This is a genomic window from Hufsiella ginkgonis (assembly GCF_009834915.1).
GTDB classification, from domain to species: domain Bacteria; phylum Bacteroidota; class Bacteroidia; order Sphingobacteriales; family Sphingobacteriaceae; genus Hufsiella; species Hufsiella ginkgonis.
On the sequence record NZ_WVHS01000006.1, the window covers coordinates 1 to 22915 of the forward strand.

Below are 22915 nucleotides of genomic sequence, written 5' to 3' on the forward strand. Positions count from 1 at the left end.
CGTATGTATCCAGAAATTCAAGGCTTTCGGGCTTATTGGTTTTTGCGGCCTGCTGAATGCACCGTCAAAGCGAATGATTTCCGTCCGGGCTAATTGTGCCAGAAACTTTTCCAGCAATGCCTGGGTGATAGCCAGTCGGTCGGCAATGGCTGTCAGATCAGCCACTCCGTCCACTCCTTGCAAAATTTCATACTGTCGCCTGTTCAATACCCGAAACGAGTGCGGATATGAACAATTGACTGTATAGCCGTAATCGTCATTGATCAGGCCGGAAAGCAGTTCTGGCGATCTACGCGGCACTAAATCTTTAGTCATCTTCAATAGTATTAAGTTCCACAGTCGCAATTGACATCAACGGTGGTCGCGTTCAGATAACCTTTACCTCTGGTATTTTCAATCATTGTCAAGCAGCATGTCGTTTTCTTCAATATCAACATAGCTGGAGCAATTGCAATGAATACGAGGTGGTGGTTCAGAACGGAGAAGTTCAGGGCACGACTATGACTGGAACTAAGGGTGGTGATGTTACTGATTACGTAACAGTGATAAATTTAGATGAAGCCCCATATCTAGGCGCAATAACCAATTATACCGTCGATGTACAAACAGGCTACACCTCAGGAGTCGCCGCAGATGAGCAGACAATCAAAAACGACATCCTACTCCAGGCTTTAGAGAGAAGCTCTATCAGGGAATGCATCAGCCTTGATCTCAATCCTATCATAACATATCCATTACCGACACCGTGAAAAAGGTAATACTGCAGAATGGCTATCTGGATGTCTTTTCCGTTCGCTTCAGCGAACAGGATACGGAAGAATGTGTCGTAAAGCTCAGGCGGGAACTTTCAGCGATGGAACTCAAAGTCGAAGGCCGCGACATCTACGACAACAGGATTGTTGTTGAACGTAATTGGATTGGTTACAGGCTAGAAGGTTGATTAATTAGGGTATCACTTTCAGGCCGGTTGAAAAAAGCGACTGGAATCAGCAAAGCGCATAGAATGGCGATGACCAGCGAGACTATGAGAACGATATAGCGACGACGCTTTGGGCATCGTTATCACCAATTGCTTGGATTAGTAATGCGAAAAATAATAAGAGAGCGGGAGGTCTTGGTTACAGAACGTAGATGACTTTACCGGGTTCACTTCCAAAATTTTTATGAAATAGCCTTTAAACCGTTACAAAAAGAGTATATGAAAGCGCCTCAATTATTACAAAGGATTGTTAAGGTTTTCGCGCGCGAAAATTGCTGAAAGAATAATAGATTGTTGACTTTAATATTTCAACGCTTGTTGAAATATTAAAGTCAACAATCTATCTGGTCATGGTTTACTCGTGGATGCAAAGTGGTACCTTACAATCAAGATGATGCTTTGAAGTTTAACCTTATATCTAACAACTCTCCTATGAAAATTGTTTTTACGCTGCTTTTCTTTATTCTTTCCGTAGCCATCGCCAGATCACAAACTCCTCCCGGAGAACCGCCCGTTTATTCCCTTTCCGTAGTAATGAAAGTCAAAGACATTACCTCGGTCATTACCATCAGCGAGACTAAGATAAACGCCCTGTATACGTTTTTTCAAAAAGAAGAAACGGCCTTTGCTCATGCAAGAGACACAAATGCACCATCACTGCAAACCCAGGCGTTGATCGCCTCGCTCAAAGCAGAGTTCCGGACAATCCTTACTCCGCAGGAGCTGAAAGCATATAGTGCCAAACGCAGAGGCGCCTATTATGCCGAGACAGACAGCACCATTACACGGCAGCCAGGCAACCGCCGGTAACATATATATTACTATCATTTCGACAGCTTATATCCACCTAGTCCAGACCGGAATAAGTTGAGCACGCTCTTTTCTTTTAACCTCCATTGTATCAATTGGCATTTACGCAGTCCCTTAACAGATTATTATGAGACTTTACCTAACCATCATCATTTCATTTCTACTGGTTTCTTCGTCCCGCTCGCAAAACAAACTGGATTCCACAGGTAACGCTGGCGTTGGTACCAAAACGCCGCTCGCGCTATTTCATGTACTTCCAAGCGGCACCAGGGTCACTGCCACCGGTTCTGACAATATCCCGTTTGCGGGGATGTTCGAGGGGCCGAACGCCAATTTTACCACCGTAAGCGCGGCAGTGAATTCAACAGTCGGAATTCTTTCCAATGCTTCCCAGGCCGCCGATGCGGGTGGTACGCTCTCTTTTGGCGGAAAGTATTCAGGCGATAGCTTCGCCGATTTCGGCATGATCAAAGGAGGAAAGAGCAACGGTTCATCCGGTCATTTTGGCGGGTACCTGGCATTTGGTACCCATTTACACGGCGGCGGTTTATCTGAGCGGATGCGCATAGATGAAGTAGGAAACGTGGGGATCGGGACGACGACTCCCTATTATTACGGCAGCGGTTACAAGGGATTGGCAATAAACGGGAGTTCATCCTCAACGATAGATTTTATGCAGGGCGGTAACCGCAAGGGCGTTATATGGGGAGACGTTAACGGCCTGGGTTTCGATGCGCCTTATGGAACGTCCCTGCACTTCCTGACCGACAACAACGAGAAGATGGTCATCCAGTCTAACGGGAGCATCGGCATGGGACAGCCGCTCCCGCGGGCACGCCTCGAGGTCGGCCCGCCGGCTGCGGGTGGCCCTTCCGGATTGTTCCGTTTAGCGGGCAACCAGGCATGGGGGCATGTACTTACCCTTTCAACAGATATGCCAGGTACGGACGATCCGCGGCTGCTTTTCGGTTACCGCGGCGGCGCCAAGCAATGGTCGCTCGGCGGTTCGCAGAACACTACCCGCTTTGGCATATGGGAAGACGGGGGCGACGGTGTGTATGGTTCCGGCTTCGAAACTGAACGGTTTACCGTTCTGCCGGGAGGGAATGTGGGGATCGGGACATCAGGTCCTGATGGAAAACTGGTAATTACTACAAGTTCAGATACTTTTCCTACTCTTCGCCTGGCTCCTAATAATGCCTACGGGTGGAACTTCTATGAACGCGCTACGGATGGTGATCTTTCGATCGCAGGTGAAAATAACAATGTCGATATACAAACTCTCTATTTGAAACGCAGTAATGGAAACGTTGGGATCGGGACCGTCGCGCCCAATGAAAAGCTGACCGTGGCAGGAAAAGTTCACGCCAGGGAGATAATAATCACCGCAACGGCAGGGGCCGACTTTGTGTTTGCCGACGATTATGCACTGAAGCCGCTGCATGAAGTAGAGCAGTACGTTAAAGAGAACAAGCATCTGCCCGAGATCGCCCCGGCAGCCGATATGCAGAAAAACGGGCTGCAGTTGGGGGAGATGAATATTAAGCTGCTGCAGAAGGTGGAGGAACTGACGTTGTATTTGATTGAATTGAAAAAAGAAGTGGAAGTGCTAAAAAAACAGATAAAGAAATAGTTTAAATAAACAATCATCACTATCAAACAATGAAAATCCAATTCATTGCAGCGCTGACTGTTCTAGCCGTTGTCGCCCACGCACAGGAAAACATGCTGCCAAAAGTAATTCCACCTTCACCGGAAACAGCATCTCTGGGGAAGTATTCAGAGATCACTACCTCGCTTTATACCGGCAATCCGGGAATTGGAATTCCGCTTTTCACAACCCAAAATCAATCACACCCAGTTTCTGTGAGTCTGAGCTATAGCGGCACAGGCATCCGCGTGAGTGAGGAACCGAGCAGGGTCGGACTTGGTTTTACACTGAATGCAGGCGGTGCCATCACTCGTGTAGTTCGTGGCCTTCCGGATGAAAGTGGATGGGGATATTTTTCTACCAGTGCCGCATTCCCGATGGCAAAGGCGGGTTGGACAAGCGGCCTTACCGATAGTGAGTATGCCTTCGTCGAACAGATAGCCTGGGGTCAGCTTGATGCTGAACCGGATGTGTATAGTTTTAATTTCATGGGAGTTTCTGGTAAATTTTTTTACGATGAGGATGGAAACTGGCAATGTACAAACAATGCTGACCTGAAGATTACCAGTCCATTAACAGAATCAGGTGATGAATGGACGGTTACGGACAACAAAGGAACTGTTTACTACTTTGGAAGCACCAGCAATTCCAGGGAATTTTCGTCGACAACGGTAGAAGATGTTCATGGTTTTCTGACCTATCCTACAGGCTGGTACCTGACAAAGATTAAGTTTGCAGATGGAAGCAGCGATGTAACTTTTTCTTATAGTTCGCCCTTGTCCTACAGTTTTACACTGTCCGTGCAGCAAACGACAAATTACATTGTTTCAACATCGTCGCCGACTTTCAATGGGTTGGTGACAAGATCGATCACCCAGGGAGTTATTTCGCCTGTGCTTTCTTCCATCGACCTTCCAAACGAAACGATAAACTTTACTTATGGCAGCACCTCCGCTGTCCGGGGAGGTAAGTATCTTTCAAAAATTGCGCGATATTCTAAATCGGCCGCCCAGGACATACAATCATTTCAATTCACTTACTCCACCACAGGCCGTTTTAAGCTCACGGAAGTTACAGAATATTCAGCCTCCAACGCCGCGGGCAAAAAATACCAATTATACTATAACGCAACCGCTTTGCCAGAATTCGATTCTTTTGCGCAGGATCACTATGGCTTTTACAACGGCGCAAGCAATTTAACGCTGATCCCTTACCTGGCATACCCATTCCAGGATAGCATTCATTGCGCTAATCGTAATGTAAACCCTGCCGTTATAGCCGCCGAATCACTGATCAAAATAGTATACCCTACGGGTGGGTCTACAGAATATCAGTATGAGGCGCATAGTTACGTCGACAGCTTTTCATTAGATTCAATATTCATCGGTGGAATCCGTGTGAAGCGTATCAAGATAGATGACGGCAATGGTACCATCCAGACAAAGAGATATGAATATTTAAACCCATACGTTTATCAGCCCATTCCGAACGGGGCAGCTTTTTACTCTTATACCTACACAACGGTACCCGGTTCTTGCGTCGGATCGTCTACACCTACTACCTATACAGTGTTGACATCCGGCAATAATTTTTCGTACGGAGGTTGGGGATCCGATCTCATTGCGTACGGCAAAGTGATCACTTACGACGGCGAATCAGGCGAGAAGGGAAAAACCATTTCTTATTTTACCGAAGCGGAAGTGTCTAGCGGCACCGGCTTCCCCTTTGCGCCGGGTGCGGTGCGAGACGCACAAGGGGGCCTACTACTTAAAGAGGAGGTTTACTCTGCATCGTCAATTCTTATCCATTCTATTATTAATGAATATGACGTAACAGAACGAAGCCATGTTTATGGATTTAAGGCGGGCTTTCTCACAGATTATACCTGCTGGGATGCGACTAATTTAGGCCGCACATACGATCTACTAGCCGTTACTTCCTTTGGCATTTATTCACAATGGGTCACATTGAAAAAAACCACTGAACGATCCATGGCAACCGGTAGTTCCTCCGTGTACACGGAAACTGTGAAGAACTTCTATTATAACAATACAGTTCACCGAAATGTCACCCGTGAACAATCTGTGGACAGCAAAGGAAATGAATATAATTCTTACACGTTGTATCCGGGGGATTATGCCGCCGGCACCACCTTTATCAATGACATGATAACGAACCACCAGACTGCTTTGCCGATTGAGCAGGTGACTTGTGTAACGAATGGATCCGGCACTTTTGCAGTGTCAGGTCAACTTACTGAGTACAATGCCGGCGGCAAAGGCCTTATCAATAAAATCTGGGTGGCGAAAATAGATGCACCAACGCCGCTTTCCGGATTCAAGTTTTCCAATACCGCTGCAGGGGTGCTCCCCTTTTCAACCACAGCAGGCTCGTTTAGTAAAGATAGCCGGTATGAATCACGTGTTCAATTCAATGCATATACCAGTAGGGGAAAAGTGCTGAACGTTACACCGGTGGATGCGCCACCCACTTCCTATCAGTGGGGCTATAGCGACCAATATCCAATTGCCGAAACCAAGAATTCCGCAAATGATCAGTTTTACCACCACAACTTCGAAGAATCCCTCGGATTTGGCAGCGGAATGGTGCGGGATACGACCAGGCGCCATACCGGAAAATACTCCGGTAAGATCGAAAACGGCGGTTCAGGAGAAGTTTATATCTTTAGTTCTACCTGGCTAACTTTCACCGCTGGAAGCATTAAAAAGATGCGTTACTCGGTGTGGGTATATAGCACAGGACCAAGTTCTGAGATATTCCTGATGATGAAGAGAGCCGGGGAACTCGGCTATCCCCCCTACTTTCACAATACGGGTAGTATGGTAACAGGGAGATGGGTGCTTTTAGAAGGAGTGGCCGATGTGCCTTCCGATGCTGCAGAGTTCAATTTGAGAGTGGACAATAACTCAGCCGGCACGGTCTGGTACGACGACCTGCGAATGTGCCCTGCCGATGCTGAGATGACGACCTATACCTATGAACCGCTGGTGGGTATGACCAGTCAAAGCGATGGACGCAATAAGGCGACTTATTACGATTACGATTCCTTCCAGCGCCTCATTGCCATCAAAGACCAGGACGGCAACCCGGTCAAAACCTTCAGCTATCACTATAAAAATTAAAGGCATGGAGCGTCCATATTCAGTCGTTTATAAGAATCTGGTTTCAGCTCTGATCGCGGCCGTCTGTCCGTTCATTGCGTTGTCACAGCAAACAGTGGTGAAAAGCGTGTTCTCTGGTGAGCTGGAGATCATCGCCACAGACACGATCCGGTTGCTGCCGGGATTCAGTACGGGATCGGTACCCTCTTTCCGGGCGCGCCTTACGTCAAATGCAGCCGGTTGCCCCATTCTCGCCTCAACGCCATCGTCCGGTCAGAACTATGTCGTTACAAACACCATGCGGAAGGCCGGCATCACCAGCTTGTCCGGAAAAACGGTTTGCGAGGTGAACCAAACGATCCAGTACCTGGACGGACTGGGTCGCCCGATGCAAACAGTGCAGGTACAGGGCAGCCCGAGCCAGAAGGATGTGGTCCAGCCTGTGGCTTACGACGCTTACGGCCGGGAAGTTCTTAAATATCTGCCATACTCCACCGCTTCGGGTACCGGCGGCAGTTACCGGAGCGATGCCCTTACCGGAACGGGCGGCTACATCGGCAGCGCCCAATACAGCTTTTACCAGGGTAGCTCCGACCATGTGAGCACCATAGCTCCCTACGCCCGCACAGTGTTCGAGCCTTCGCCTCTTAACCGCATCGAACAACAGGGAGCGCCGGGTCAGCCATGGAGACCTTCAGTGGCACGTAGCGATACGGCTGGTCACACGGTAATTAGTGAATATGGCGTCAATGGATCTTCGGGGGACATGACCGCCCGGCTCTGGCTCGCTACGACTACCGGCGGGCCTTCCCACCACCGCCGGCTTTATACGCCGGGCAACTATGCCGCCGGCCAGCTTACGGTATCGATCGTTAAAGATGAAAACTGGGTAAGCGGGAAGGGCGGCATCAACCATGAGTATAAAGATAAGGAAGGCCGCGTGGTGCTTAAACGTGTATGGAAGGACGACAGCACGTTCTATTCCACCTATTATGTATATGACGACCTGGGCAATCTCAGCTTCGTGCTGCCGCCCGGGGTCGACCCGGACGCAGGAAGTGTCAGCTCTGATGCGCTCACTAACCTTTGCTACCAGTACCGTTACGATGGCAGGCGGCGCCTGATCGAGAAACGGGTGCCCGGTAAAGGTTGGGACCATATGGTGTACAACAAGCTCGACCAAATGGTAATGACGCAGGATTCTATTCAGCGCGCGGGCAACAAGTGGATATTTACCAAGTATGACGCCCTAGGGAGAACGATACTGACCGGCCTGCTTAACAACAGCCAGTCCCGGGCGCAGCGGCAGGACAGCCTCAATGCCGAGACGACCAACTTTTGGGAGAGCCGCTCGATGTCAGACACATCCGGTTATACGGTGGCCAGCCTGCCCACAGGCGGGATCGACCGTTACCTGACGATCAATTATTACGACGATTATAATTTTTACGATAATACCTTCTCCGGGCCTCCGGCCGGGAGAAGCACCCATGTACAGGGCTTGCTTACCGGCATCAAGGTAAAGATCCTGCCGCATAACGTCATGTTGCTGACGGTGAACTATTATGATGATGAAGGTCGTGTTAAGGAAATCCGCTCGGAGAACCATCTTGCAGGCATGGATATCGATACGATGGTGTATGCCTTTAGCGGTGAAGTCATCAGCAAAACACGTGTGCATACCAGCAGCAGCGGAAATGTAAAAGTCTTTAACCGCTACGCCTATGACGCCTGGGGACGCAAGTTAAGCAGTTTCTCGCGGATCGGTACCGGTGGTGAGGTAACGCTGGCCGACTTCCGGTACAACGAGATAGGGCAACTTAAAAGCAAAAGCCTGCACGACAATTTGCAAACCACCGGTTATTCCTATAACCCGCGGGGTTGGCTGAAGAATACCACCTCCACGGAATTTTCCATGCAGCTGAATTATGAGGACGGGACAGTAAAACAATGGAACGGCAATATCGCCAATCAGCTCTGGGGTACAGGTTTGACGAATACGTTCATCTACCGGTACGACAAGCTAAACCGACTGGTAAAAGCCGTAAAATCGGATTCGACCATGCGCGAGCATCTTACCTACGATGCCATGGGGAATATCAGTTCCCTGCTCAGGGATAACGGCACGGAAAGCAGTTATAACTATTTCCCGGGAACGAACAAATTGCAAAGCATCGCTTCGGGAAGCATCACTACAGCCGGGAACTGGAACTATGACCTGAACGGGAATGCAAGCACCGATGGGCGGGTAGGAAAGACGATCAGCTATAATCTCCTCAACCTGCCCGTAACAGCCAACGGCGGCGGCAGCAACATCACCTATACGTACGACGCTACAGGCAGCAAGCTGCGCAAGGAGAGCAATACTACCGGCACCACTGATTATATTAAAGGAATCCAGTACGCTGATAACGGCAGCGGATACGGCATCGACTTTATCCAGACGGAAGAAGGCATCGCCCGGAAAAGCGGCAGCAGTTACGTATATGAGTATAACCTGACCGATCACCTGGGTAATGTACGATACAGCTTCAGAAGGAATAATTCTACCGGCCTTGTGGAGCGCCTGCAATCGGACGATTACTATGCATTCGGAACGCGCAAGTCGATAGGTTCTACCGTATCGCCCGCAAATAAGTATCTTTATAACGGAAAAGAGATACAGGAAGACTGGGGTAATGCGCAAGGGGCAGCTTATGATTACGGGGCCAGGTTTTATGATCCGGTGGTAGGGCGTTTTACAAGTATCGATTCATTAGCAGAAGACGTTCAATATGTTTCACCTTATAATTATGCTTTAAACAACCCGATCTTAATGATCGATCCTGATGGAATGGCTGCCGATACAGCTAAAAGTGCAACTGTTGCTCCTCCAATTCCTATTCCTAGTATTACCTTAACGGAAATCGTAATAACTGCGGCAAAAACACTGCATAAAGGTGCAAAATATGTTATTTCGGGGATCTCTGCTGGAGTGGCTGGAGTAGGTACATTTGTTGGAGCAATGTTATTGCCCAGTAATTATCACCAGACCTGGCAATACAGGGATTATGGCTTGCCACAGACAGTCCCTCTTGTACCTCCCGTTATTACCTACACGCCTCCTCCAAAAACATTACCTGGATTTCCAGATGCAGTAAAAGTTCCCAACAGTAGAGGGCGAGTGAGATGGAAAACACCTAGGGGCAAGGTTTTAGAATGGGATTCGCGACATGGAGACGTAGAGGTTTATGACAGAAATGGTAAACATGAAGGAAGTGCTGACCCTAATACAGGGCAAATGACAAAGCCCCCGGTTCCTGGGCGCACAACTTGGAAATAATTATGAAAATAGAACGAGTAATTAGTTGGTTTGACAAGAGAACAGAGGAATTCCAGGGAGAGTATAACATTGATAATATTGAGCTGGAGTTATTAAAACAAATCTTTAACCCTAAAAAAGAAGATCCGTTAATGTATGATGCTTATACAATTTATAACCAGGAAGCAAAGAAGCTTGAAGAAATAACAAGCTTTAAGTTTGATTTGGACCGATTTGTCTATGAGGTAAATTGTTTCCAAGTATAAATAAGCAAGGCCCGGAGCGTCGCTCCGGGTCTTGCTTATTTAGCCAGTTCCTATATCTGTCGTTTGGTCAGGAAAGCATCAATAAACGTCTTGACCGGGTGCTTATCTTCTGGGCTTAACTGTTCTACCTGTCTAAAGAGTCGTAACAGTTCTTTATCGGTGAGTTGCGCGGCCACGGCTTCGTCCTGGCTTCCCATCATGAGAAAGTCCGTGGTAGTATCGAGCGCCTGGACGAGCTTCTGCAATACGTCCGAGGAAGGCGCAGACTTCTGCTTCTCGTAGCGTCCCACCTGGATGTACGTTAACCCCACCTTTGCGGCCGGTTCGGCCTGTGTCAGCTTCTTTTTCGTGCGCAGTTTCTTGATGCGCTCCCCTATGTTTATGCCTGCCACGTATCGTCGTGCTAGAGAGCTCGATTAGATACCGGGTCAGCTCCGGTAATCTGGCAAGATGTGATTGGTGACTACGATATTGATCGACACTGGCAAGTGTTCAGTGATCAGCCGTTTAATATTTGCATCCACGACCCCGAATGATCCTGCCCCGGAACTAAATTGCCGGGTGACATCGTGAAACGCGCCAATGCCATCCAGCGAAACGCCAAAACCGATTTTGTAACGTCTGGCAATTTTGCCAGTGTGAAAGAGCTACTGGGTTCGAACCGGTGACCCTCTGCTTGTAAGACATACAAATATGAGAATCCCTCACCACTGTAAAGCTTAGAAATAGTCATGGAGGAACTAAGGGCGAAAACTTTGACAACTTTTCACAACCAAAAAACAGTCTTATTTTTCCGTACCTATTCCGTACCAAAAATAAAAAAGCAGCTACATTTCTGTGTAACTGCCTGATTATCAGTGCGCCCACCTGGGCTCGAACCAGGGACCAAAAGATTATGAGTGTTGCACCCTCTACCCTCCTGAGCGTTTAAACGCCCTTTTTGGTCTTTTTCATCGCAAACGCGTCACTAAACGCGTCAGTTATGTTTTCAGAGTTAAGAATTGTCACAAGCAATGACCTAAACAACAGAAGTTATGTTTGCTTTTACTTTCACGGCGAACGCAAGCGGGAGTACAACGGGAAGAATGTCGGGTTGAAGATTCAGCCAAACTATGCTTCCTCGATTGATGAACGCACTAAGCTTCTTAAAAAGCTAGAGTTCGAATTAAGAAAGGCACTCGAAGCAGGTACTTATCCAGTAAAAGAACTTAAAGAAGAGGCCAAGCCAAAAGAGGCTATTCAAGTCAATGTCCTTACTACCGGCACGCTTCTGAAAAATGCTTTAGAGAAGAAGCTATCATCCCAGTTAAGCAAGTTTTACAAGAGGAATTTAAGATACATATATAACAACTTCGTTTCTTTCTTAAACCAAGACGAGTTAAACGGCAATATTGAGAATATTCGCGTCCCGAGAATTGAAGAATTTCTCAGTCAGTTTGGTAGCTCAGGCACCTATTATATGAATAAGCGCCGTGATCTCGGTGTCTTGTTCTCAACAGTCGGCAAACAGATCGAGCGCAAACTAGCGGTAGTTAAAGACACTGACAGAAGGCGCAGCAAGGCAAAGCTTCACAAGATTTATGAACTGCACCAAGTAAAACCGATTCTCGAGTACTTAAAGGCAAATCATCCGAATTTACATTTATGCTGCTTGATCACCTATGGCTGTTTTCTCAGGCCACATGAGGAGGTTCGGAACCTGCATGGTCATCATTTCAAAAAAGATGTTACAGAAATACACCTGTCGGGGGACGAAAATAAAGGAGGTAAAATTCGTGTGGTTCATATACCTTCTTACGTAAGAGAGGAAATACTAGATAGGGTTAACAAGCTCAAACCTGATGAAAACCTTTTTACAGGACTGACCGAGCCATTCAATGATGCATACTTTAACACTGCATGGACACGGATTTGGCATAAGATGCACAAACTGAAAATGGTGACCGATGATCAAACCATCTACTCCTTCAGGCACACGGCAGCTGTAAATGTTTATCATAAAACCAAGGATATTTATATTCTTCAGCAACTTTTAGGTCACTCTGATATGATTGTAACTCTTAAATACCTGCGAGGGTTGGGAGAGCTTACGTCTGACCAATTGAAACATTCGATGCCTGAATTATGATATATCCATACGGCAGGATACTTAGTGTGTCTTGCCGTCCCTTGTTTTGCTTATAATAAATGCGCTAAACCGTTATAAAACAAAAAAACCTATCCTTATTTAAGGGATAGGGTTCATATTCTTTGACATTGGCAATATTAGAAAACTATGCTTTGATCCTAAAGATAGGCTTATAGCCTATCAATTTACCACCTAGTTCTTTCGGTGCGTCATATACGTCATCAGCGATGAAGTACATCAAAAACTCCGTTTCGCACAACGATTCAATTCGCGTGTGGAAGGGTGGAAGGTCATTACTAAACCGCACTTGGCTGATGATCTGCGTAATTTCCGCGAATGAATAGACTTCATTGAGATCAAAACTTTGATCTATAGCGACATCATACTGTATCTGTTTCATTGAAGAAGGATTATTAATCCTTTGTGCATTCGCCTGCACCGTTCTCCATGAACGCTTCCCACGCCCCTTTACATAGCTGACCAATTCGGCTGCACGCTCGCCATAGATATGGTGTAGAGCATTGTAACGTTCAAGTTGTTGAGGTGTTAAAGCAGTTAAAAAATTTGTATTTGACATTGTATTTTGCTTTTAAAATGAATAAAAATTAATTATTTGTTGTAAAATCAATTTATTCAATCACTTAAAAACATCTCTTCTCATGGATAACTTGTCACAAATATTGCCAACATGTCAAAGAACATATCTTTAAGGCACCATCGCGGAGCCATAATATTATAAGAGTAATTCGTCCACCACAAGTTGCTAGCAACAACACTACCCCCCATCGGCACTGAATATGGTGCTATACCTATTCTCCATCTGCGGCTACCGAATTAATTATGCTACAAAGGTTAAAAAGTTCCAGCTTGAAACCTTTAAGATAAATTAATACGACTTATTCATGACAATACCGCTCACAGCTATTACGAAGTATTTTTGTTTAAGTCGTTGATTTTTAGTATATTTATATAACATTTCAGAACTGGTACCGGGAAGTACTACATATATGAGATCAGCATTCGTGCTGATCTTTTTTATTTATCCCATCCTTCCTAAAAGTTCTGTCCCTGTTATAAGATATCCCCCTTCCTTTTCGAGATCACCTTCAGCAAAAGATAAGTCCCTCAGCCGGATAACAAACTGAAATGACAAAACCAACAATTTACATCCCGATGAACCTTAAAGACGTTTTCTCGCATGCCTTCCCTGAAGGTGTTCCCGTGAACGCGCAAGTAGATAAAGGAAGATGCGGGTTAGGCATGACCTACCGCGAGATTAGAGAAAAAAGAGACACGATAACCGTTTTGACCAGCGTAAGTATCATAGATGCAAAATTCGAGGAACATAAAGATTACTCACAGCTACTTGTAGTTTACGAAGGCACAACATGGCAAATGGTGCAGGACTACCTTAAGAGGGAAGACGTCCCCTACAAAAAAATACTCTGCACACCTGAGAGTTTCGGAAAGATCATTAAAGCTGCATTCGAAATGAAGAAGCTGTCCTGGCTTTATAAGAATTTCTTTCTTTTCCTTGACGAAGCACACGCTTACGCCGCAGATGCTTTCAGGAAGGATATTTTAACACCATTCAGCTACTTCTGGAATTTCGACAAAAAAACTATCGCTTCCGCGACCTTATTCAAGTTCAGCGACCCGAGATTTAATGCGTTACAACATTATGAGCTTACCTACAAAGAGAAGTTTGGGAAGATAAGCATCGTGAACTTCCCGGATGTAAAACAGGTATTAAATCATTTCCTAACTACCCCGGATATGTTCCCTGGCAACGTACACATATTCTTTAATTCTGTAACAGAAAGCGGAAACGCCATAAGAAACGCCAAACTCACTGATGTAAATATTTACTGCCGAGACGACGAGCGTAATATGGCGAATCTCGAAGAAATAAAGGTTCACTTCAAAAAAGCACCTAAAAAAGGTGAATACAAAAAGTTTAACTTTTACAGCCAGCGATATAACGAGGGATGGGATTTAGAAGATTCTAGAGAGGCTACAATAATAATTGTGTCGGACATTCACATCCCGCATTCATTACTAAGTGTCCCCTATAAAGGTTTTCAGGCTATAGGTAGATTAAGAAAGAAACGACCACATAGGATATATCATATCACAAACACATTTAATAACCACGGCATGCGAACAGAAGAGGAAATCAGAGCGGCATGGCTTTACCACGCATCAGATTATATTAACCACTACAACCTGTTCCAAATAAAACGCATCCAAGATCGGATCGCCCCATTAAATCATTTCAAAGAGATGATAACCGGCTATGCCGAATTTCAAGGAGAGACAGCCTCATTAGATCACATGAAGCTCGATCAAATCATTTGCAGGGACGCGTGTAAAGAACATTTTAACAGCCACGATTCGATCATGAAAACATGGCAAGAATGTAACTACGACACTGAAAATGTCAGTTTCGACCTTCCGGAAATAGTAAGGCTAAATAAAAGCAGAGCGCAAATCATTAAAGAACTGGTCGATCTGATGGAGGAGTTACAGGCCAACGAGCAAGATTATTTATATGGGCAAGCATCACGGACGCTCGCCAAGTACAAGGAGGAGTTTGCTATTGCCTTCGAAGCCTACAGCATTTTAGGTAGACGGGGCATGGAACAGCTACAGTACAATGAAAAAGCAATGAAAGAAGAATTAATTACAAAAAGCAACGGAAACGCAGAAGCGAAGCTACGCATACACCTAGCGGAGATGTTTATGCTCAACAGGAGATACTTAAAAACAGAAGTTAAAAAGATATTACAAGATGCTTATACCAAATTCAGTATCAGAAATAAAGACGGCTCAACGAAAAAAGCCACTGCTTCTCAGCTCGAAACTTTTGGCATGTTCTTGCTTAAAGAGTGCAAAATAAAGACCGATGGGAAGTCTGAAAATGGTTTCTTAATCGAAAAAATATTATTTCAGCTCAGATGTGCAGCCTAGTGTCAAAACCCCCTATTACCATTTTTCCTAAAAAGTTGAGATTACACCTCTTATAAGGGTTGACCACTCGGAACCGAAATTTCAGGAACAACAAGCCCATTTGAAAACAAAAGCCTGCTTTATGCAGGTTTTTTTGTTTAAAATCACTTTATGCTCGAATTTTAGCTAAAACTGCCCTTGAGCGTAAATTTTGGCAAAATCTCATGGTTGCATTTTTCGCTGTCGGCTTGTTTTGCTTATAGAAGATTGAGGTGTGGATTGAATTACATAGCTTAGAATGCAAATACTTTCGGCAGGTAACACGACTTTATTATTGGGTTTATGAAAATTCAAATCTTAAAATTTCTTACAATTTCTTTTATTGTAGCTCTTCCAATCACTGTTATCGGGATATATCTTGTCGCATTTATTCGCGGAGAAATTGACTTGCAAATGGTACCTGTGGTGTTTTCAAGTGCTGTCACAACGATCGGAATCTTATTTGGCTCGTTAACCTATTTTAATAATCGCGAATCGAGTGAACGAGCTCAGATTGAAAAGTACTATTCGGTATTAACTTCTGACATAAATGACGCAATTTATGACGGGAAGAGGGGGGTGGAGGCCTATTTTGCGTTTAATATCAAGACAGGCTTTGATAATAACGTACTAGATAACCTCAACTTAGTGATCACTTCCTTTGAGATATATGAAGGTTTAATCAAGGAGAACGGAATAATAGGTGGAAAATTCAAATCCATAAATCTTAAAAGGCTTTACTTACTCTACTATTCAAAAGTCCTATGGCCTTTACATAGCTTTGTTGAAGCTCACGGCAAAGCTTTTATAGAAAGGGAACATGACGATTCGAGGATCACATTGGATTCCTCTTTTTTCGAAATTTTATCTCATATAAGGGATTTACAAGATTTTCATTTTTTGAGGAACAGGGAACCAAGAAGTCTTTAGCTTGTAAATAGTACGGACATTCCTCATTGGTTTGTGGGTAAGATTAGATGTTTACAATTTGAGAATCCTGACGATTTCCTCCGTTAACCGGAAAAAAATATCGTCTTGCTTGTACTCTTCAAGAGCATTTAGGGGTTCTTCGGGTTTATTTATAGATTGATACTCACCAATTGGGCTAGTTGTAAATCTGCATCGTTTTGCTATAATTGGAAGAATAGCGGCCCCTTTATCTTGAGCCTTTTTTAGAAGCACAGGAACTTCCTTTTCTCTAACAAATCGCGAGCGTAGAAAATCACTTGACACTATAAGAATTGCTATGTCGGCTAGAAGTAGTGCTTTCTCAATTTCGTCTTTCCACCGATCACCAGTATTGATCCTTGTATCGTCCCACACATTTAGTTGCAATCCCTCATATTGCAACGTATCTAAGAATACATTTATCTTTTTTAACCACTCCTCGTCTTGATGGCTGTAACTAATGAACAAAGTCTTAGGGGCTTTCTGCTTCGATTCGCCGTTTTGTATACCCATCACATCTATCAATTTTGGCTGATTTTCACTTTTAAGAGCTAACAGATTGATTTTACCGATACTGTTACCCTTATATTTTTGTAACGTCAAGTAATCCGGGTCGATACCAAAGTAGGTTTTATTTAAACTACTAAAGCAATATAACGCCAACAATGAAGGCAATTGTTGTTTAATATTGCCTGTAGGAAAGTCTTGAAATTGATTGTTATTTAACCATATCCTTTTTAAGCTCTTTAGGGCCAATATTGAATCGGGGAAATGTACGAAATCATTGTCAGCCAGATTTAGTGATTCGAGTGATTGCAAACTGCTAATTTCATTAGGTAGTGAGCTTATTTTGTTTCCCGATACACTCAATTTTTTTAACTTTTTAATATTCCCAATTTGCTTAGGGAGGCCTTTTAACATATTGTTGTTTAATATAAGTACTTCCAAATGTATCAAATCAAAGTGCTTAGCATACAATGTCTTAAGGAAATTGTCAGAGAGGTCGAGATTAGTGAGACGTTTACACTTGGCTAGCTCTTTGGGCAGCACTTGGATCTGATTATTGCTGAGATTCAGCTTTTTAAGGTTCTTATATTTAAAAACTATAGCTGGCACCTCTTTGAGATTTTGATTCGATAAATCTAGTTTTGATGCGGAGAAGTTGATTTTCATTCTATGATCCTTGTTGGCTAATATAAGTTTGTTTTGCTTAATTTGCATTTCCTGTGGAGGGCAGGATTTCACATCCATTCGCGAGCTTGGGATAAAGACAAAATGATCTCAATATCTGAAAGGTATGATTGATAAACAAATCAAGGGCGCGATTAGTGAAACCGAACTTGGCAGAAACCGAAGATTTGGTTCTCTGAAAGTATACTTCGGGGTTGCTAAGAACAAACTTGGTTCGCTACGGCATCCTCACTATTATCTAGATAGCCCCGCGCCGGTTCGTCCACTCGGGGCTTTTTTATGGCAAAAACTTGATTGCCTATAGTATTACCAGCCAAAAACTTCTTAATCTGTCTGCCTTCCGGAAATTTACCGAATCAAGATATTTGGCCCCCTCCCTTAAGCTATACAATCATCGTTCTCCTTTTTAGCATTTTATCTCGCCATTTAAAACTTAAATGTGAGGTTTAAGCGGATACCTAGCTCTGATATCTACCCCCGATCCTGATCTCGAAGTAAAGTGAATTGAATTCGCGAATTGACAGACGAGCCGTTCCTGAGAGTTAATATATCCATTCTAAAAGCCAAAAGCTCATTTCGCTGTAAATTCTTATTAAGAATAGTGCCCATCACTATTTAACAGCGCCCCATTTCCTTCCAAACCCAGGAAGTTATCCAGCAATCTGTCGTCGATCTATCAGTAAAATTCGCTTTCAAACCATTCGATAACCGTCAAAACCCCAAGAAATGAAGACCCTCAAACTGAAAAGCCCACAGGAGCTGAAAGCAATCGACGAAGCGATTATTAAAGCTTACCACGAGATTGTCCGTGCTACAATTGAAGTGGCAAAGAATTGCATGTTGGAATCCTTCCGTACTCGAATCGAGCTTGATCATGTTTCCGTTCATCCCGTTCAAGACAGGATTCATGAAGTGCTGTCGCCGCTTTTATTTCTGTCACTCGAAAGGTGTGAAGACCGCAGGCTTTACATCGTTTACAGCCCGAATCCGGATATCGTCGATTTCTTAGGTGATAGCACCTATACCAAACTGATCCGGAATATTTATAAGGCCACAATGTCCGATCACACGGAAGTGAACATTGAAAACTGCCTTAAAGAATGCCCACTCGACATGGTGCGTTATCACGCGATTTCAAAGCGCATCCTAGAGCGTATGCACTCCTACGCCAAAATGTACACATGCGACACACCTTTTAACCCTCAATCTTAAGCGCACTATGAAATTATCATTTAATGATCCACTCTTACAACACGATCACTTCGTTCTGATTCCCGAACCGGAAGTAAACTGCTTAAAACAGTTCGGTTGGTTTGAGAGTGAATGTGTTAAGCATCCTTTTACAGACAAAATCAACAACGTCACCGCTTACTTCGTTCCTCGTTTTTGGCTCGAAATGATGATTGACGAAGATTATCCGCCACTGACTTTTGAGGAAACAGGGATTCCATTCAATGAACCCTGACTTATTACAAGCAAAACACTTTTTGATTAACAGGCTGATCTAACTGGTCAGCCTTAAACTAAACTCACATGGAAAGACTAACGAAACCCAATCTAAAGACAGAACAACCTGTTCATACAGATCGCCCACATCGCGGACCACACGCTAAATACTGGCGCAAAGCCCAAAAGACGTATAAAGGCACCGCTGGCATTATAAACGAACTGATCACCAGCTATTACAATTCAATTTCCGATTTGGCAAAGAGCCACGTTTGCAAGCTGCCCAACAATCCGGATCGTGTTTACTACGAAGAGGGGTTAATGAATGACGGTAAGAGCGCGGAATCTATGCACATCTTTATGACGCCGCACTTCTATTGGTATCTCTGTTGTCCGCTCGGCTTCAATTACCAAGTTCATTGCTCGTTTACCGATTGCCCTTTCGAGCAGGAGATTCGAGAAGAGATAGCCCGTCACGACCATCTTAGGAACAATGTCATATTTCGGGACAACAGGAATTGCCGGACTGCTTTTCAAATCGCCATTAATACCAGGGCAGAGCGTTACGTTCACCGGATTAAGTGAACTAAATTTCATCAGCTACTTTAAAGGGCGACCACAATTAATTAATTTGCAACAATTCAAAATGGAGGTAACCAAACAGTAAAAGAAACAGTTTTACTTTTAAATAATTAAGATATAAGCGTTAGCTTATTGTTCTTGTCTAAGGAATCGGCAAAATTTTAACAGACAACGAGAACAAATGAGTTCAACGCCCGCGCGATAAGCGTGGGTGCTGACTTGTTTGTTGTTGTCGGGCCCTTTGCCGAGCCCCTTGGACACGAACTAGCTCAGTCCTGCGCTTATTGTGTTTATAAACCGCCTAAATGGGGACTGTTACGGCTTTTCGAACTCATGAAAAGAATATTATTATTTCTCTCCCTGGTCTTTATCACCTCCATCGTCAAAGCGCAAAATCTCTCACTTGCCGAACTGTTTGTGATGTACAGCAATGCAATGATTGACTCTAGAAATGCAACCGCCAAGCTTGACGACATAATAAAGAAATCTAGTACAAGTTGGACGGACTATGACCATAAGCAAACGTCGTCATTTATCAGTTGGGTGTGGTATTATGAGGTTGGGAAAAAAAGGTACGGGGCAATCAGATGGGTTATTCAAAAATTATCTGACGGCACTGGATTACCAAAATTGGTTTACGAGTTTCCCTATAAAAAGTCCTATCAGCAGTTTACAGAAGAGCTGAAAATGGGTGACGCGCAAGAGGTGGATAACTTTGAAGACCGAGATGACGGGAGCGTAAACAAGGTTTTCACAAGGAAAGGAGATGTGTTTATAATGTCGATTGTTCCTCGTAGCGAAACTTCGCCGGAATATTATCGGGTAATGATACATCGCCAGGTTAAATGATATGAGAGACAAAATAGTTTCAGCATTTATTTGGCTTATTACTGCTTTGATCTTAGTTACAGTATTGTTATCCAAATATGATGGGCTGAGACTTAAAGTATATTCATTGTTTCGGTCAAAGCCGTACGTTGAACTGGATGATCGATCCCTTAATCTTACTATCAGCGAATTCAAATGGGGATACGGTACAGCTTCAATAAACTCTTTCTCAGGCGATTTCGAGAAGCTCGATGAAAAAGTGTTTGACGCCCTAGAAGGTAAACAAGGCTCGTGCAGGGTTTACATGCTAAATAGTACCACGGATTCGTATGGCAAGGTTAAGATCACAAATGATTATATCGGCGACATTGATCTCTCAGAACTCAGTAAATATGAAAACTGGCACTACTGGCATAGGAATAAAGGAATTAGCGCGATGCTTTATAAAAAGTACATCAGCAATTAGTTAAAGGGACAGCTGACAACTGTCTCTTTCTTATAATTGATATCTTTATTCCAGCCTAAAACAATACTTATGCCATCAAATGACCTAGAAGACTTTATGACTTCTGCAACCCAGCAGATGGCCGATGAATATAATCGAATTCAAAAAGGGCAACAGAAGATCCGGGAACAGCGGGCGACCAGGGTGAAGAGAATTGGGCAACACTTCTTAGAAACTGGCTACCTCCCACTTTTCAGATAGTAACAAAAGGCAGGATACTTAGCCATAAAGGAATTGCTGGCCCGCAGGTTGATATTTTGGTTTTGCAACCTGAATATCCAAGACATTTGTTAGATAAAAAACTATACCTAGCCGAAGGTGTAGTTGCCGCATTTGAGTGTAAAACCACCCTACGATCTAGTCACATTGACAGTTTCACACGAAATTCAATTGAGATAAAATCTCATTGCGTCGTGCGAAATGGCACGCCTTATAAAGAGTTGCAAAGCCCCATAATTTACGGTTTGCTTGCACATTCACATTCATGGAAGGGAGTAAAGCCAAGTCCTGTCGAAACTATAATGAACAAATTAGATCAAGCTGATCATAAACATGTCACCCATCCTATCCAAATGCCGGATTTGGTTTGTGTGGCAGATTTGGCTTTTTGGTCATCCACTAAAACAGTTTTTCTTGGCCCAAAGCAAATACCTAATTGGGAAGGTATGGATCAAATGTACGGCCCCAATGGATCAGCAGGATCAGGATATATGCAGTACTCTAATGAAGAACAAGATAGGCAGTCACCAAGTTTTACGCCGATAGGAGCAATGATTTGCTCTATATTCAATAAGCTTGCATGGGATTTTCCGAGTATAAGGCAACTGGCGACTTACTTCATTTTAGCTAATATAAGTGGTGGAGCTAAAGGCAACCTAAGGCGGTGGGATAGTGACATTTACTCAACAGAAATAAGAACTAGAGTCACTTCAAAACCATTGCTCAAAATGGAAAGATGGGACGAGTGGGGCCTTCTTATTTAGATCAGCTCACATTCTCAACACTTTAAGACATCCTCGCTTCCCTTTTAAAACATCGGTAACTTCGTATTGAGGGATAGCTACACGTCATCTGTCCTGATTTTACCCAATCGAATAAAAATTAGCCGGATAATCAATTACGCGAGATACCTATTTTCTTTGACTCGTAATATCTTTTTTCCTCCCGGTAGCTTTAAATTACTGTCGAAGAAAATGATTTTGTCGTAAGAGTCAATGTCAATGGTCTTAAGGAGTTCAATAGCTTGATCTTCCGTCAATGAAGAACCATCGTCCAAGTCTTCATCTACTTTGAGTTTTCTAAGAAACCCTGTTAAAATTTCGATGGTATTGTATTGGTCTGATGGAATAACATGATCGCGAAAATTCTTACCTAAATTATTCTTTTCATATTTCTCTCGCCCTCCATCAAATGTACTTTGCTTCTTTAATGTTACAAGTCCGGTTCTGAATAAGGCATCTAGAAAAGAGTCATCTTTTGAGCGGTAATCGAAAGTATAATATTCGTAGAGCCTTCTAACGTATACCATAGCAAGGCCGTCCAATGCCATCGAAAGCAAAACAAAATCGTCATGAGATATCTTGTTCTCTATATAAGCGGCAAAAGCATTGGCTAATAATTGAGCTTTTTGTGTTTCATCGTATTTGTTGAGAACTATAACTAGTCTTTCTGCAACCTTCCTTTTCTTGCCTTCACTGTTTTTCAAGTCATCTGCAAAGGAGCGTCTCTTATCTCGCGATATTTTGGAAAGGTTGAAGAGAAATGATGCTACCTTTTTTGTGAAATAGTAGTTGGAGATGTCAAGTCCTGTTTTGCCAAAGTTGAGGATGGTGCCAAACACAGGAATATCTTTGAGAGGGCCATCTAATAAAGTGTCCAAACCAAATTCTGCCCAATCGGTGCCAATATCTAGTAAAGTGTTCTTATCTATCGAAAGTGAGAGAGATTCTTCTATATTATTTTCCATCACACAATATACTGCATTTATCATCCCAATCACTCACCTTTTCCCTATTGCGGCTTAGACGGAGAAAGGTGAGGATCGGTCTTCGTTAGCTAACACGAGAACTAAAGACAGTGCCCTTTAATTAAAGACATTGCGTTCAGGGCCTTTCACACACGAGGAAATAAGGCATTCCTCATTCCTAAGCCTTTCAAACAGTCCGCCAGA

At 43.8% G+C, this 22915-nt stretch carries 18 protein-coding genes and 2 pseudogenes; 15 read left to right on the forward strand and 5 right to left on the reverse strand.

All coding sequences use genetic code 11. The features are described 5' to 3' along the window. A pseudogene (locus GS398_RS20565) lies at positions 1–315 on the reverse strand (radical SAM protein); the annotation flags it as partial. 1096 nt (positions 316–1411) lie between these two features. Here GS398_RS20565 and GS398_RS20570 point away from each other — a divergent pair. From GS398_RS20570 to GS398_RS20590, 5 genes are all read left to right on the forward strand, one after another. Continuing rightward, on the forward strand, positions 1412–1789 hold the full coding sequence (locus GS398_RS20570; protein ID WP_160908728.1) for a hypothetical protein: 378 nt from the start codon (positions 1412–1414) through the stop codon (positions 1787–1789). Between the two features lie 127 nt (positions 1790–1916). Beyond that, complete coding sequence (locus tag GS398_RS20575; RefSeq protein ID WP_160908729.1) at positions 1917–3422, forward strand: hypothetical protein; 1506 nt, start codon at positions 1917–1919, stop codon at positions 3420–3422. Positions 3423–3451: 29 nt separating this feature from the next. Then, positions 3452–6583, forward strand: a complete 3132-nt coding sequence (locus GS398_RS20580; protein WP_160908730.1) for a hypothetical protein — start codon at positions 3452–3454, stop codon at positions 6581–6583. A 79-nt stretch (positions 6584–6662) separates the two neighbouring features. Further along, complete coding sequence (locus GS398_RS20585; RefSeq protein ID WP_160908731.1) at positions 6663–9884, forward strand: DUF6443 domain-containing protein; 3222 nt, start codon at positions 6663–6665, stop codon at positions 9882–9884. 2 nt (positions 9885–9886) lie between these two features. Further along, positions 9887–10129 carry a DUF7683 domain-containing protein gene (locus GS398_RS20590; RefSeq protein WP_160908732.1) on the forward strand — a complete coding sequence of 81 codons (243 nt, stop codon included), beginning with the start codon at positions 9887–9889 and terminating at the stop codon, positions 10127–10129. 50 nt (positions 10130–10179) lie between these two features. Here GS398_RS20590 and GS398_RS20595 read toward each other — a convergent pair whose 3' ends face one another. Next, positions 10180–10521 (reverse strand): helix-turn-helix domain-containing protein, encoded by a 342-nt coding sequence (locus tag GS398_RS20595; protein ID WP_202406163.1) that lies wholly within the window; start codon positions 10519–10521, stop codon positions 10180–10182. 590 nt (positions 10522–11111) lie between these two features. On the opposite strand from GS398_RS20595, the gene GS398_RS20600 reads away from it, so the two are divergent. Beyond that, entirely contained in the window at positions 11112–12257 is a 1146-nt protein-coding gene (locus tag GS398_RS20600) for a tyrosine-type recombinase/integrase (RefSeq protein ID WP_160908733.1), read from the forward strand. A gap of 145 nt (positions 12258–12402) precedes the next feature. Here GS398_RS20600 and GS398_RS20605 read toward each other — a convergent pair whose 3' ends face one another. Further along, a complete protein-coding gene (locus GS398_RS20605) occupies positions 12403–12834 on the reverse strand; it encodes a hypothetical protein (protein WP_160908734.1) in 432 nt (143 codons plus the stop codon). Between the two features lie 569 nt (positions 12835–13403). Between GS398_RS20605 and GS398_RS20610 the strand changes: the two genes are divergently transcribed. Both GS398_RS20610 and GS398_RS20615 read left to right on the forward strand, forming a co-directional pair. Continuing rightward, entirely contained in the window at positions 13404–15227 is a 1824-nt protein-coding gene (locus GS398_RS20610) for a hypothetical protein (RefSeq protein ID WP_160908735.1), read from the forward strand. 321 nt (positions 15228–15548) lie between these two features. Beyond that, positions 15549–16175, forward strand: coding sequence for a hypothetical protein (locus GS398_RS20615; RefSeq protein ID WP_160908736.1), 627 nt, complete (start codon positions 15549–15551; stop codon positions 16173–16175). Between the two features lie 51 nt (positions 16176–16226). Here GS398_RS20615 and GS398_RS20620 read toward each other — a convergent pair whose 3' ends face one another. Further along, positions 16227–17444 (reverse strand): leucine-rich repeat domain-containing protein, encoded by a 1218-nt coding sequence (locus tag GS398_RS20620; protein WP_160908737.1) that lies wholly within the window; start codon positions 17442–17444, stop codon positions 16227–16229. 666 nt (positions 17445–18110) lie between these two features. Between GS398_RS20620 and GS398_RS20625 the strand changes: the two genes are divergently transcribed. The 7 genes and pseudogenes from GS398_RS20625 (at position 18111) to GS398_RS22360 (ending at position 21728) form a co-directional block, all read left to right on the forward strand. Next, the gene (locus GS398_RS20625) at positions 18111–18596 is read left to right on the forward strand and encodes a hypothetical protein (protein WP_160908738.1); all 486 of its coding nucleotides are present in this window, start codon (positions 18111–18113) and stop codon (positions 18594–18596) included. A gap of 7 nt (positions 18597–18603) precedes the next feature. Then, entirely contained in the window at positions 18604–18849 is a 246-nt protein-coding gene (locus tag GS398_RS20630) for a hypothetical protein (protein ID WP_160908739.1), read from the forward strand. Positions 18850–18917: 68 nt separating this feature from the next. Beyond that, a complete protein-coding gene (locus GS398_RS20635) occupies positions 18918–19415 on the forward strand; it encodes a hypothetical protein (RefSeq protein WP_160908740.1) in 498 nt (165 codons plus the stop codon). Between the two features lie 330 nt (positions 19416–19745). Beyond that, positions 19746–20261: a hypothetical protein gene (locus GS398_RS20640; RefSeq protein WP_160908741.1), complete on the forward strand. Its 516-nt coding sequence runs from the start codon at positions 19746–19748 to the stop codon at positions 20259–20261. A gap of 1 nt (position 20262) precedes the next feature. Further along, positions 20263–20706: a hypothetical protein gene (locus GS398_RS20645; protein ID WP_160908742.1), complete on the forward strand. Its 444-nt coding sequence runs from the start codon at positions 20263–20265 to the stop codon at positions 20704–20706. 152 nt (positions 20707–20858) lie between these two features. After that, positions 20859–21134 (forward strand): annotated as a pseudogene (locus GS398_RS22910) (DUF6602 domain-containing protein); the annotation flags it as partial. 132 nt (positions 21135–21266) lie between these two features. Further along, complete coding sequence (locus GS398_RS22360; protein WP_202406164.1) at positions 21267–21728, forward strand: hypothetical protein; 462 nt, start codon at positions 21267–21269, stop codon at positions 21726–21728. A 134-nt stretch (positions 21729–21862) separates the two neighbouring features. Here GS398_RS22360 and GS398_RS20655 read toward each other — a convergent pair whose 3' ends face one another. After that, positions 21863–22711, reverse strand: coding sequence for a hypothetical protein (locus GS398_RS20655; RefSeq protein WP_160908743.1), 849 nt, complete (start codon positions 22709–22711; stop codon positions 21863–21865). Positions 22712–22915: the final 204 nt, after the last annotated feature.